Genomic DNA, 13367 nt, shown 5'->3' on the forward strand with positions numbered 1-13367 from the left:
AGCGCCTTTGAAAGACGCTTTGGAAACGTTTTTCTCAGGCGCTACAGAATTTCTTCGATTTTTTAGTCCAGTTGCCGAAGCCGGATGCGATCATGTTCCTGATCACCGTGCAGACATACCGCTTTTGGGCGGGATTATTGTTGGGGCCGGCGTGATAGCGTGCAACCGCCATGGTCCAGGATCCCTGGCTTTTGCGGAGGTCCTTTAGAAAGCGGGCTGCGTATTGCACGTTTGCGCGGGGCTCGAGCATCTGCGAGACCGACCTGAATTGGCTACCGTGGTAATAGTGATTGATCTGCATGCAACCCACATCGATCAGCTTCTTGCCATGTTGACGCGCCTTGGCGATATCCTGCTGGGCGGCCGACCGGCTCGGCGGAAACACCGACTTTCCCTCAATGTTCAGGGCGTAGGGATAAAGCGAGTTCCGGCGTCCAGTCTCGGTAAGACCGACAGCATAAAGAACGCCGAGAGGCACACGGTATTTCTGGGCGGCAGAGATCATTTCCCGTTCGCAGACATTCTGCACCTCGGCCTGCGCCCGGACACCGCCGCTCAGGGTGGCGAAACTACAGATAGATGCCATCAGAAAGGCTGACGCCAGTGCTTTCTTCATGACCTTTTCCTTTCGTGGTATCGGAATTACGGAAAACTTCTTCAGGGCCGTTCTGCCCGGCGCGGCCGTTCTGCTGTCCGGAACCGCTGCCATTGAAGTTCTGCGCTGACCCATCGCCGGCCGCGCTTTGCCCCGCGCCGTTCTGGCTTGTCGCCGACCCGCTGGTACCCGCCTGACTTGTTTGTTGAACCGCAGTGCGGTCGTCGGCAGCCTGGACGGTTACGGTATCCGCCTTGAATCCCGTCGCGCGCAACATCTGGTCAAGCATCTGCTTGTCCTGCTTCAACAGCTCGGCGGTCTGCGCGTTACTCGCCACCATCGAGACTTCGACGGTATCGCCAACAATCTTCAGAGACACCTTTACGGTTCCGAGTTCATGTGGCGTAAGCTGGATATCCAGCGTTTTCAGCACAGGTCCTTCCGCCTTGGTGGAAATCCCCTCGGACAGGGACGTCTTGCCAGCGGTAAGCTCGCTCAACGCGGTCGTAACCTGGTCACCCACCTGTTGCGCGGGCGACAGTCTCATGTTGGGAGCGAAATGCGTTTCCTGACGAAGGACTTTCAAGGATCCAGCCGCCTCGTCCAAAAGGAGCGAACGGCCTGCTGAACGATCGGACAGGGGATCGGCAACCTTTTCCGGTTCGACGCCGAACTGGGCAAAGAGAGAGGAGGTCCCGGTCTTGGAGATCTCCCCCTCGCCTGCACCTTTCCGGGATGCGGCCGCGTCGCCCGCGCCTTGATAAGGCATCACAGGGCGGCCCTGCTGCGCAGTCCCGGACCCTTGAGCTTGTGCATCCGCACGAGCCGCAAGGACGGCATTGACCGCCAACGCGGAAGATGACGCCGACAGGTGACCTGGCAGTTGCGGACCTGAAACCGCGTCGGAAGGTCCTGCATCACCGTCTGCCCCCTCCTTTGGAAGCAGTGGCTGCTCCTTTTGAGACATCACGGTCTGCGAAACCTGCCTCAGCGCGTCGGCAATGTTACTGGCCGCAAAGCCGGTTTTACCGGTCTCGATGGCTTTTGCCGGTCCGTCGGTCGAAACGGACGAATTTCCGCCTTCAACCTCACCCATGGCAGGCGTTTCTACCTGGTTCCCGGAAGATCCCGTCGTCTCCGAGCCCCGACTCGGCGTGGCCTCGTCCTTTTTCATGCCTTGCAGCAACGACCGGAACTCGGCTGCGGTTTGCGCGGACTCCTGACCTTTTTCAGCAGTGGACCCGTCGCCGGTGTTCGCGGACTTCTTCGTCGCCGCGGGAACAAACGCTTGCGTGCTAAGGCTCATGTCACTCTCCCATCCGCCCAAGGGTCATGTCGGTTCGGCGCAGCAGGCTCTCCGCCAATTCCATGTCGGCGGAAAGCCAGTCACGCTCTTCGGGCTCGCCAATGCTGCTGGCAACATTGAACTCCCCGATGACGTTCACTGGCGGTTCGGGAAAATGGCGGACGGAATTGAAGACCGCATAGACCCCGTCGAGAAGGTCGAGATCCTGCTCTTCGAGGTCGGCCTTGTCGATCGACCACAGCAGATCGCGGTTCGCCAGCATCGTTTCCGGGTCGAGCCTGGTCGCGACCAGGTATATTTTCAAAATCTCTTTTTCCCTGGTCCCTTCGACCGCGAGCCGCAGCGCTTCTTCCGTCGAAGTGCGGGCAACGTTCAGGTTCCCGGCCAATAGAGCGGACCGGGCAAGCCGCATGTAGAGCGCGCGCCGGGAATCGGCATCGAATTCAAGAAGAACATCGTTCAAGAGGGCATATTTGCCTTCGCTTTGTACAAAGCCGAGCGAGTCCAGCGCCAGTGCGAAGCGGCGTCGGAAGTCGCCGGCATAGATTGATGTTCTGAAACGGCGCAGATATCGGATACTCAGCATGCGGAAGCGTTCCACATCGCCCAGGATGCCCGCGACAAACACCTCTCTGCGCAGGGCCGCTTCCTCGACGAGGGTTCCCGGCATCAGAAGACTGGCGACCTGAAGCAGCTCCAGGGCCTTGGCGGGATCGGTCCGGATATAGGGCGCGGCCTTGACCAGGGCGACGTGTCCGCCGAGCCCCGCCGGCAGATCGAGAGGATCGATGTCTTCAAGAAGCGTGCGCATCTCCTCTTCCCGCCCCTCCACATAGGCGAGAGAGGCCTCCATGAGACGTCGATCGATTTTGGGTTCCGGATCGACAGTCAGCAGGCGGCGCATCACCAGAGGGTGGCCGCCGCTGAGAATATGGATGACCGCCGCCCGCGCATTCCTCGGTTCCTGCCAGACATCGACAGGGAGCGCGAGGAAGGTCTCGTCGATCTTTGTCAGCAAGGTCCGTTGCGCGAACATCGCGTGGCTGTTGCCTTGAGCCACCTGTTCCTGAAGCGACTGAAGACTTCTGATCATCTCGAAGGGTTGCGGATACGTTGACCGGTCTTCCCAGGTTTGCGCATCAGTGGAATCGAAGGTTGCCAGGCTCAGCATCGAGGCCAAAACCACTAACTGGAAACGTAATCCTCTATGAAAAATCGCTCGCATCAGTCACGCCCCTCAAGCAGATAGATTTCTATGCGCCGATTGTTTGCCGCATAAGGATCTGCGGGCGTTTTGAGGTCCCGATCCGCGTAGCCCTCCACCCGCTCGAAACGGTCCTTGGCAACGCCGCCACGGGACAGCATGTAAAGGGCCATATGGGCTCGCGCCGAAGACAGACGCCAATTGTCATAGGCCTTGTTTCGGAACGGCCGTGCATCCGTATGCCCCTTGATCACGATCCGCCCGGGTGCCTCGGACACGACTTTCCCGATACGCTCAAGCAGTTTGACCAGTTCAGGCCGGGGCTCCGCGGAGCCAATGGCAAACATTCCGAAGTCCTGATCGTCCGTCAGGCTGATCAATGTTCCTTCGTCCGCCCGCGTCACCGTTATCTGGCGCGCGGTCTCTTCCAGCACGGTCCCTTCGGTGCTCTCCAAAACGTCCGACAGCCTGGTTACAAGTATCTCTTCAAGATCCTCGTCGGGCTCGGCCGCGATTACAGTCTCGGTCTCAATCTCCACCGCTTCCGATTCAGAGGTTTCCATCGCGCCGACCGATGAACCGGATGTCCGCCCCATGACATGGGCGATGACCGGATTGACCGACTTTGCACCGGGCTCGAGCGGATCGGTTTGTTCTTTTTCGAAACCCGAAGCTGTCCTTTCGGCAGGAAGACCTCCCTCGCCGTCCGGCAGATCGGCGGCATCCGGCTTGGACTGCTCCTCGATTTGCCCCGGTGCGCGTGACTGACCTTCCTCGAAGGGGGCGCCCCAGGCATAAACGCCTTCCAGTTCGACCTCCGCCGGACCGGCGCCGTTCCTGCCTGTCTCCGCAAGAGGCTCGGACGCCCGTCCTGCACTGTCCACGCCACGCCCGGGACGGAATTGCCAGAACATGGGATCGAAGGGATCGCGATACGCCTGACCGCCCTGGACACCCTGGTTCTTGCGCATGCCTGATCCGATGCCCTGCGGATTGTCTTCCTGGGAATCCACCACCCGGATCTTTTCAGACAGCGTGTCCAGAACCGCATAAGGGTCGGAAAACAGGATCGATTCAGCGTGTATTTGCGTGAATTGACCGGTCGCCGGAACACTGGACCGGTCCGGCTGGTCTTTTGTGCCGGTCGCGCTGCGTTCGTATTTGATGCCTTCGCCGAGGTTATCCCCCTGCTCCGCCGGCTTGTCCGTACCGCCGAGTTTGCCCTTGAAGAGCTTCTCACCGTTTTCGTTGGTCTCCCCGTCGAGACTCGGATCGTTCAGACCTTTGCGGTTCGGCGCCGTCGAGGCGAGTTTGACCGGATTGAAATATTGGGCGACACCTTTGCGTACGCTGTCGTCGGTGACGTTGATCAGCCACATGACGAGAAAGAACGCCATCAGCGCCGTCATGAAATCCGCGTAGGCGATCTTCCACACGCCATGCGGCTTCTCGTCGTCATCCCAGCCATGTTTCCGCCGGACAATGACAATTTCGTTCGGCACGCCGTCCAGCATCAATCCGACTCCTTCTCAAGGTCATCCAGTTGGCTCAGCCATTGGCCCAGACGCGTTTCGACCGTCGTGTCGTCGAGCAGGGCAACGAGTTCGACCTGATCGGACACCTGAACCTCGATCTGCTCCCGCAATCCCGGCATCTGCTCCAGAACCTGACGGACGAGCGTCTCCGGTCCGCTCAGCCGGATCAGTTTGCCGTCACACTCCTGGGCGATCTGACGCAGGTTGCCGGTGAAGGCATGCACCAGTTGCTCGATGATCTTTTCTTTCAGGAACGGCTGGAGAAGCCTGGCGATCGAATAGGAAATGCGTTGTTCGACGACGTTCAGGAAACCGTCGATCGCGGCACTGATGTTCGCCGCCTCGCGCATATCGAAGCGCAAGTGCTCTTCCTCGAGCGCTTTGGCGTGCGCGTCGCGCTCCTTTTCCAGAAGCGCTTCATAATGGCTCCGCGTACGTTCCTCGCCTTCGCTCAGACCCCGTTGAAATTCGGCTTGCAGCCTTTCTTCCTCGGTTGCCTCGGCAACGAACTCCTCTTCCGGCTCCAGCACATCGACCAGGGCCGGATCGTAAGCCCCCAGGGATTTGAAAGTGGGAACCGAAAGGACGGGAATATGGGAAACGATGGATGTCGACATTATACGCGCTCCGATTCATAGAGCCATTGGCGCAGGATCGCGGCGGATTGTTCCTCGTTGTATTCCAGGAGAGATTCCAGCTTCTTCAGCGCAGACTGATTGCGCTTGCTGTTCAGGTCGTGAAGCATGTCCGAATGATCTGGCGGCAGGAGGTAGGCCTGGTCTTCCGCAAGCCCTTCGACATGCCCTTCCGCGTCTTCCGGCAGCATGCCGAGTTCCGCCATTTCGACCTGTTGCTTGCCGACCTGCGGCACCAGGGCGGCAACAGCCGGACGCAGACCGAACCAGATCACGAGCATCGAGACGGTCAGGATGGCGAGTGCATTGATGATGTTTCCGGACTGGCGCAAGAGGTATTCGCTTACGCTGAGAGGCGGTATCGGCGCGAGTGCACGGCCACCGTCCACGAAGTCGACGACCGCCACCTTGACATTGTCGCCGCGGGCCTTGTCGACCCCTGCTGACGAGGCGACGAGGGCTTCGATTTCCAGAAGCTGTTCGTCGATTTGCACCTTGGTCGGGTCTCCGCCCAAGGATTGCGCCAGACGGGCCTTGTCCACCAGGACGGCAATGGAAAGTTTATCGACACGGTAACCGTCTTGCGAAGTTTCGATGCGTTTGGAGGAAATTTCATAATTCACCGTTTCTTCCCGGCGTTCGTTTTCCTCCGAGGACCGCTCGCCGTTATCGGCGGTGACATCTTCTTCCGGGAGATTCTGCTCAACCGTTGTCGGCGCGGCGACGCTGGAATTCTGGGCATTCTCGTTTTCGCGGATCGTTCGGACGGAGCGCTCGGTCCGCGAATCCGGATCGAAGATCGTTTCGGCGATATGCTTCCTGTCCGTGTTCAATTCCGCGGCAACGCTGACTTGAAAGTTGTCCAATCCCAGATAAGGGGTCAGCGTCTTCCGGATATTTTCCTGAATGCGGTTGCTCACCGCGGATTCAAGCGTCGCCATCTGGCCCGCGGATGCCTTGGTCGGATCCTCGCCGGCGGCCAGAATGCCTCCCGACGTATCGAGAACGGTAACCTCGCTGGCCTTCATGCCCGGAACGCCGGCGGCGACAAGATGCCGGATCGCGTCGGCTGTGCGAACGTCATCAGGAACATCCGAGCGGATGACCACCGACGCGGACGGTGGCTGCTGATCGCGGCGGAATGACCCTTTTTCAGGCAGAACGATGTGCACGCGCGCGGCGCGTATGCCCTGCATAAGCTGAATGGTCCGGGCCAGCTCTCCTTCCAGGGCGCGAACACGCGTGACTTCCTGCATGAACGACGTCAGGCCGAGCGATCCGAGATCGTCAAACAGCTCGTACCCGGAATTTGCGCCGCGCGGCAGGCCCTTTTCGGCAAGGAGCATGCGCGCCTTGGCGGTCTGGGCATGGCTGACGAGAACCGAACTGCCATCCGAACTGATATCGAAGGAAATGCCGGCATCTCTCAACGCGGACCCGATGCGGGTAACGTCCTCGCCGTCCAGTCCGGTGTAGAGTGCTGTTTGTTCCGGACGGCTCAGATAAAAGGCGCCCGCACCGACGGTCGCAATTGTGGCGAGTCCGATTATAGCGAGCGCGATCAATCGGCGCGCGCCAAGTTCCATCAGATTTGCCCAAAGTTTTTCGGCGTGTTCGCGGCCCGGCATGCATAACCCCTTCATGCACGTATCGTTTTGTTCGTGCCACTATCGGAAACGGAGCTTGCGCGAGCCTGATATGGAAGAAACGGCGGTCGAACAGCCAAAACAAAAAAGGACCGCGCCCGGAGGCGCGGTCCCATTTCCAAAAATCCGCGGAGATTAGCGGAACAGCGACAGAATGTTCTGGCTGTTGGAGTTTGCGATCGACAAGGCCTGAATACCGAGCTGCTGCTGGGTCTGCAGAGCCTGCAGGCGGGTCGACTCTTCGTTCATGTCAGCATCGACCAGCTGACCGATACCACGATCGATGGCGTCCATCAGGTTGGACACGAAGTCCGCCTGAAGATCGACGCGGCTCTTGACCGAACCGAGAACCGTCGCTGCGTCGGTGATCTGGCCGAGAGCGAAGTCGATGGCGCCGGTCCAGGCTTCAAGGTCGGCGGTGTCCGCATCTGAGACACCCGAAATGTCGAAGTCATAGATGCTGGTGCCGGAGAAGTTACCGCTGAGCGTGTAAGCGGTGCCCGTGTCGTCGACCAGACCGCTGTACGTGGCGCCGGTGCTGGAGACAGTCGCGGCGACGCCGGTCAGGTCGAACTCAAGGATGCCGTTAACAGCAGTCGTTGCGGTACCACTGTCGAACAGGCGCAGTTCGTCCAGGTCGAGGGTCAGGGTCTGGATGTCGACCGAACCGCCGGCACGGGAGAACGAGCTGACGATGTTCGCGGTGGTGACACCGGATTCATCGTTGGCCAGCCAATTTTCACCGTTGAACACGGAGGCGTCGGCGATCGACTTCAGCTGTGCCTGAAGCTGCGAAATATCTTCCTGGATTTTCGCGCGGTCGACGCCTTCGGACGTAGCCGCAACAACCTTGGCCTTGATTTCGTTCATGACATCCACGGTGGATTCCATGGAGGTGTACATGACGTCGATCGTTGCAGCACCAAGACCGAGAGCATCGGAAACCGCGGACAGCGCCTTGTTGTCGGAACGCATGGTTGTGGCAATCGACCAGTAGGCAGCGTTGTCTTCAGCACCGTTCACACGGTAACCCGTGGAGATGCGGCTCTGAGTGGTTGCGAGGTTTTTGTTGGTTGCAGTGAGGGTCTGCAATGCCGTCATTGCAGACGCGTTTGTCATCAAGCTGGAAGACATGAGTGTGTCCCTTTTTCATAAGATTGTGAGATTGGGACATGCCGGGCTTGTCCGGCACAGCAGGGGCAGCGTCATGCTTTTGAACTCGAATGAGTTGCGGTTCAACCTGCTGTGATTGAGACCCTAGAGGTCCAACCTTGCGCGAAGCTTACGGCGTTAGATCCAATTCTATCGATTGCCGTTTTTCTTGTTGCCTGGTCCAATACGCGCCTTGATCGCTTATGACCTCATCGCAAACGATAAAAGGCGGAGCCTTCCGGCCCCGCCTTTCAGTCCCGGTGACTTGGCAAGATTTCAGAAAAAGGATCTCACGAGACTGCCGACCAGAAGGTTCCAGCCGTCGATCAGGACAAAGAACAGCGCTTTGAACGGCAGGGAAATCACGGTCGGCGGCAACATCATCATACCCATCGACATTGTGATCGTTGCCACGATCATATCGATCACGAGAAATGGCAGCGCGATCAGAAAACCGATTTCGAACCCGCGTCTGAGTTCCGAAATCATGAAGGCGGGGATCAGGACCCTCAGCTCGACGTCTTCAGGCGTGGCAGCTTCGGACTGAGTGACCCGGCCCGCGGCCAGATCGTCGAAAAGAACCAGATCCTGTTCGCGCACCTGGCTGAGCATGAACTCCCGAAACGGCGTCGTTATCCGTGTGTAAGCCTCTTCTTCGGTAATCTCGTTGTTCATCAGCGGCTGGACACCGTCCTGCCACGCTTTGTCGAAGGTCGGTCCCATCACGTAAAAGGTCATGAACAGGGCCAGGGAGATCAGGATCAGATTGCCGGGAGTCGTTTGCAGACCGATGCCGGAGCGAAGGAACGAAAAAGCAATCACGAAACGGGTGAAACTGGTCACCATGATCAGGATACCCGGCGCCAGCGACAATACGGTCAGCAGCGCGATCATCTGGATGATCCGCCCGCTGGCGCTGCCTTCGCCTGCGGGCAAAAGCGTCGACAGGTCCGGCACCTGGGCGGAAGCCGCGCCGGTCATGACCAGCATCGCGGCGAGGATCAGGAACAATTGTCTCATTGAATGACCACTGACTCCAGCATGACTTCCTGAACCTGACCTTTCGTCCGCGTCCTGGCTCGTTCGGTCAGGTCCTCGCGCAGGTGTTGCAGGCCACTGCCTCCTTCGAGGTGCGACAGGGTGACGGTTCGCATGTAGGCAAGGAAATCGTCCTCGACCTTCTTGCGGATGATGCCGATATCGACCTTCGCATCCTTGTCGAGCAGGACGGATGCCTGCAGCCTGATCCAGGCGTCCTTGGGAGCTGCGAGATTGGTGACGATCGGCTCAAGTTGCTGTACCCGCGCGGAGGTCGAGAACGGCAGCGTTTCCGCGAAGGTCTGCTGAAACCGCATGCGCCCGCGCACTTCGTCTTCCGAATACTGGTAGACGAAGGCTGCTAGTCCCGCGCCCGCCGCACCGGCGATGAGGGTCAGCAGAACGACTGCGGCCAGGAAGCCGCCGTTGTCCGAAGACGATCGTGAACCTCCGCCAGGAGCCACTATGATGTTAGCCATATTTGCCTTCCCGGGTTGCTCTAGAACGGCGCAATGATGTCGTAGACCTGCTGTCCCCAGCCTGGCTGCTGAACTTCGGTAATCCTGCCGCGACCGCCATAGGAGACACGCGCTTCGGCCACCTTGTCGTAGGGAATGGTGTTGTCGCTTTGGATATCCCTGGGCCGGACGATTCCGGCGATCTGAAGAATCCGCATTTCGTAATTCACACGAACTTCCTGAGATCCGGAGATCACCAGGTTACCGTTCGGCAAACGGTCGGTCACGACCGCGGCAACCGAAAGCTCGATCACCTCTGAGCGGTCGATGGAGCCGGATCCCGAGGAACCGGAACCGCTGTCAACGCCAAGGTTGGCGTCTCCACCGCTCGTCGTCCCATCCCAGGTGCCTTCGAACGAGCCACCCAGCCCGATGTCGGACGTGCGCCGGCGGTCGGAACTGTTGTCCAGATTGGCGCGGTCGTTGATTTCAATCGTAACCGTGAGAACATCGCCGATCTTCTTGGCGCGCGGATCGGCGAAGAAATTGTCGCGTCCGCTCATCCAGAGCGAGTTGTAGTCCTTCACACCACCCGGCGCGAACGTGCTGAGCGGATAGACCGCGTTGGACTGCGCCGCCAGACCGTAGCCGACCGGCGACATTTCCGGAGCTTTGCCGACATCCTGCAACTGGCCGGAACAACCCGACACCGCAAGTGCGCCGAGGGTGACAATGAGGGCACGCATTAGAAGCTCCGTTGTGTTTCCGGATCGGTGAGACCCATCATGGACTGAGTAAGCTGAGCCGCCCGGGAAGGTTCCATTTCATCCAGAATACTGCTGGCGGCACGGGCCTTGAGCTTCAGGAGGACTCCGACCGCTGCTTCCTCGTCGGTCGTCGACAGCTGGGCCGCGGCTGCATCCGGGCGCATGCGGCCGATGATCGAAACAACCTGATCCTCGACTTCGTTCAGGAGGACCTCCCGCCGTTCGACCCATTTTTCGAACTCGGTTTCCTTGCGCTGGAGCTCCGCTATCCTGTCTCTGAGGCGGGCCTCGAGACTGATCAGCTTCCAAGTCTGCCACTTGAGGCGGGCCTCGGAAGCGGTCTCGGCAATATTCTTGCAATAGAGTTCACTGTCGGAAGGCGGCTCCACCGCTTCCACTTCCACCAGCGTACGCGGCTTCAACCGCGGAGTTTGCGCCGCTCCGGGAGAGCCGTTCAACGTGATGAAGAAAGCTGAAAACGCCAGAAGAGCTGCCGCGCGGCAGCCGTCCATTATCGGGGGCATGGAAGCCGTCCTTTGTGCTGATCCCATTAGGATGCACCTTCAGGGATCGAGCTTGCGCGAGGCTGGCGGTGCCAACGAAAAAGAGCGCCGCCGTTGAGGCAGCGCTCTTCCTTTGGCTCGGGAAATGACCCTACTGAACCACCAGCTCCGCCTGGAGCGCACCGGAGGTCTTGATCGCCTGAAGGATCGCGATGATACCCGTCGGCCGAAGACCGATCCGGTTGAGCCCGCGCACCAGGGTCGGAAGATCCGTGCCTCCGACGACGGCTAATTGTCCGCCGCTTTCCTGCGCATCGACATAGGTGCGCGGAACCACGACGGTTTCCCCGTCGGAGAAAGGCGACGGCTGCGACACCTCCGGAGCCTCTGATATTCGGACAGTGAGATTGCCGTGGGTGATCGCCACCGTGGAAATCTGTACGTCCTTGCCGATCACGACCGTGCCCGTTCGTTCGTCGATCACGACTTTGGCCGTCTGGTCCGGCCGAACGCGGATCGCCTCGATCTCTGCCATGAAACGGGTCATGCTCAGGTTCTTCGGCGGCGTCAGGTCAACCGTCCGGTAATCCCGCTCCTTGGCGACGACAAGTCCGTATCGCTCCTTGGTATAACGGTTGATTGCATCCGTGATCCGGACGGCCGTTCTGAAATCGGGATTGGTCAGCTCCAGGACCAGACCCGGAATCTGCGCAAACTTGGCGGGTAGGTCCCGCTCGATCAAGGCGCCGTTGGGAACCCTTCCGACGGTCGGAATGCCCTGCGTCAGGCTTTCCGCATCGCCGGTTTCGGCAAAGCCGGACACAGCCACCGGTCCCTGGCCCACCGCATAGATGTGACCGTCGGCGCCGAGCAAGGGTGTCGCGACCAGTGTCCCTCCGGCAAGCGAGGTAGCATCGCCGAGGGAAGAGACGGTCACGTCAATTTTCGAACCGATACCGACGAACGACGGCATCTCGGCAGTCACGACAACCGCGGCAACGTTATCGGTACGCAATGCCGTGTCTCGGACGTTGACGCCGAGACTGTCGAGCATCGACTGAAGCGATTGCTCTGTGAAGGGCGAATTGCGCAGGCTGTCGCCCGACCCTTTAAGACCGATGACGAGCCCGTAGCCGACAAGCTGGTTGTCGCGCACCCCCTGCAGACTGGCGATGTCCTTGATCCGGACCATCGCCGACACCGGGGTGGCGGCTGTCAGGACAGCCAGGAAGACAATGATTAGCCGATTCATCAATCAATTCTCCACGCGGATCGACCCGTCCTGCTGCACCCGACCGGATACGATCAGTCCGCTGTCGATGTTGCGCACCCGGACGAAATTTCCGGCTCCGCCGTTCTGAAGCGCTTCAACCTGCATGACGATGGTCAGGCCCTGCTCTTGAAAGACCAGCCGCGCGGGCTCGCCACGACGAACCAGAACCTGTTTTTCGATTGCGTTGACGGGAATCGGCTGACCCGGCAGCAGTGTCCGCCGCGCGACCATGCCCGCGACCTGGCCACGATTGGTGTGCACGGCGAATTGCTGAGCGGTCCGGCTGGGAAATTTGCGTTCAATCAGGTCCTTGTGCGCAATTTCAGACCCTGGATGGATCGTTTGGCGCGGTACGGGAAGCTCGATACTGGCCGCTTGTACGGCCAGTCCGGAACCGGCCGTAAAGAGGATGACCAGGAGCGATCTGATCCAGAAGCTCATTGCCTCAAACCTTCCCTATCGGATACCGTTGGTGACCGTTCCGGCCATTTCATCGGCGGCCTTCATGACCTTGGAGTTCATTTCGTAGCCGCGCTGCGCGCTGATGAGGGCTGTGATTTCCTTGACCGGATCGACATTCGAGCTTTCCAGATAGCCCTGGCGGATCACGCCGAATCCGGGATCGCCCGGCACGCCGCCAACGGGAGCGCCGGAGGCTTCCGTCTCTCTGAAGAGATTGCCCCCCACCGGCTCAAGGCCGACGTCGTTTGCAAAGTTGGCAAGCGTCAGCTGACCGAGTTCGCGCGGCGTTATTTCACCGTCGATCTTCGCATAGACCTGACCGGATTCATTGATGGCCACCTCGATCGTGTCTTCCGGGACCACGATGGCCGGTTCGACGGTATATCCGTCGATGGTGACGAGCCGCCCGTCCGCGTTCTTGTTGAAGGAACCGGAGCGCGTGTAGAGCGTCTCGTCGTCCGGTCCGGTAATCTCGAACCAGCCACGACCGTCGAGCGCGACATCGAACTGGTTGCCGGTGTTGGTCAGCGACCCCTGGGCATGCAGTTTCCGGATACCGGCCGTCCTGACGCCAAGCCCGAGCTGCGCGCCTTCCGGAACAGGGTCCTCTCCGCCGCGGTTCGGGACGCCCTGCAGCCGTTCCGCCTGGTAAAGAAGGTCGGAAAACTCGGCTTGCGAGCGTTTGAATGCGGTCGTGTTCATGTTGGCAATGTTGTTGGCGACAACTTCAACATTGAGCTGTTGCGCACTCATGCCTGTCGCTGCGATAGCCAGAGCTTTCATGGATAGTCTC

General features: G+C 59.6%; 14 protein-coding genes. All 14 read right to left on the reverse strand.

Translation table 11 applies throughout. The features are described from left to right. Positions 1-34: 34 nt before the first annotated feature. Positions 35-604 carry a transglycosylase SLT domain-containing protein gene (locus JF539_RS10290; protein ID WP_419247680.1) on the reverse strand — a complete coding sequence of 190 codons (570 nt, stop codon included), beginning with the start codon at positions 602-604 and terminating at the stop codon, positions 35-37. Further along, a complete protein-coding gene (locus JF539_RS10295) occupies positions 570-1445 on the reverse strand; it encodes a flagellar hook-length control protein FliK (protein ID WP_207140235.1) in 876 nt (291 codons plus the stop codon). The genes JF539_RS10290 and JF539_RS10295 overlap by 35 nt, the downstream gene beginning before the upstream one ends. Before the next feature lie 457 nt (positions 1446-1902). Next, positions 1903-3072 carry a chemotaxis protein gene (locus JF539_RS10300; RefSeq protein ID WP_209017080.1) on the reverse strand — a complete coding sequence of 390 codons (1170 nt, stop codon included), beginning with the start codon at positions 3070-3072 and terminating at the stop codon, positions 1903-1905. Positions 3073-3125: 53 nt separating this feature from the next. Further along, positions 3126-4619 (reverse strand): MotB family protein, encoded by a 1494-nt coding sequence (locus JF539_RS10305; protein ID WP_207140239.1) that lies wholly within the window; start codon positions 4617-4619, stop codon positions 3126-3128. Then, positions 4619-5257: a hypothetical protein gene (locus JF539_RS10310; RefSeq protein WP_207140242.1), complete on the reverse strand. Its 639-nt coding sequence runs from the start codon at positions 5255-5257 to the stop codon at positions 4619-4621. Before JF539_RS10310 ends, JF539_RS10305 begins: the two co-directional genes overlap by 1 nt. Further along, entirely contained in the window at positions 5257-6903 is a 1647-nt protein-coding gene (gene fliF, locus JF539_RS10315) for a flagellar basal-body MS-ring/collar protein FliF (RefSeq protein WP_207140243.1), read from the reverse strand. Before fliF ends, JF539_RS10310 begins: the two co-directional genes overlap by 1 nt. Before the next feature lie 153 nt (positions 6904-7056). Continuing rightward, complete coding sequence (locus tag JF539_RS10320) at positions 7057-8055, reverse strand: flagellin (RefSeq protein ID WP_236042363.1); 999 nt, start codon at positions 8053-8055, stop codon at positions 7057-7059. A gap of 294 nt (positions 8056-8349) precedes the next feature. Further along, positions 8350-9093 carry a flagellar type III secretion system pore protein FliP gene (fliP, locus tag JF539_RS10325; RefSeq protein WP_207140251.1) on the reverse strand — a complete coding sequence of 248 codons (744 nt, stop codon included), beginning with the start codon at positions 9091-9093 and terminating at the stop codon, positions 8350-8352. Continuing rightward, a complete protein-coding gene (locus JF539_RS10330; protein ID WP_207140253.1) occupies positions 9090-9590 on the reverse strand; it encodes a flagellar basal body-associated FliL family protein in 501 nt (166 codons plus the stop codon). The genes fliP and JF539_RS10330 overlap by 4 nt, the downstream gene beginning before the upstream one ends. Before the next feature lie 20 nt (positions 9591-9610). Continuing rightward, complete coding sequence (gene flgH, locus JF539_RS10335) at positions 9611-10315, reverse strand: flagellar basal body L-ring protein FlgH (RefSeq protein WP_207140255.1); 705 nt, start codon at positions 10313-10315, stop codon at positions 9611-9613. Continuing rightward, positions 10315-10860, reverse strand: coding sequence for a MotE family protein (locus JF539_RS10340; protein WP_209017081.1), 546 nt, complete (start codon positions 10858-10860; stop codon positions 10315-10317). The genes flgH and JF539_RS10340 overlap by 1 nt, the downstream gene beginning before the upstream one ends. Positions 10861-10990: 130 nt before the next feature. Beyond that, positions 10991-12091, reverse strand: coding sequence for a flagellar basal body P-ring protein FlgI (gene flgI / locus JF539_RS10345; RefSeq protein WP_207140256.1), 1101 nt, complete (start codon positions 12089-12091; stop codon positions 10991-10993). A 3-nt stretch (positions 12092-12094) separates the two neighbouring features. Further along, positions 12095-12553 (reverse strand): flagellar basal body P-ring formation chaperone FlgA, encoded by a 459-nt coding sequence (flgA, locus tag JF539_RS10350; protein ID WP_207140259.1) that lies wholly within the window; start codon positions 12551-12553, stop codon positions 12095-12097. 15 nt (positions 12554-12568) lie between these two features. Continuing rightward, positions 12569-13357: a flagellar basal-body rod protein FlgG gene (gene flgG / locus JF539_RS10355; RefSeq protein WP_207140260.1), complete on the reverse strand. Its 789-nt coding sequence runs from the start codon at positions 13355-13357 to the stop codon at positions 12569-12571. Between the last annotated feature and the right edge of the window lie 10 nt (positions 13358-13367).

The organism is Roseibium aggregatum (assembly GCF_017309185.1).
Taxonomy (GTDB): Bacteria; Pseudomonadota; Alphaproteobacteria; order Rhizobiales; family Stappiaceae; genus Roseibium; species Roseibium aggregatum_B.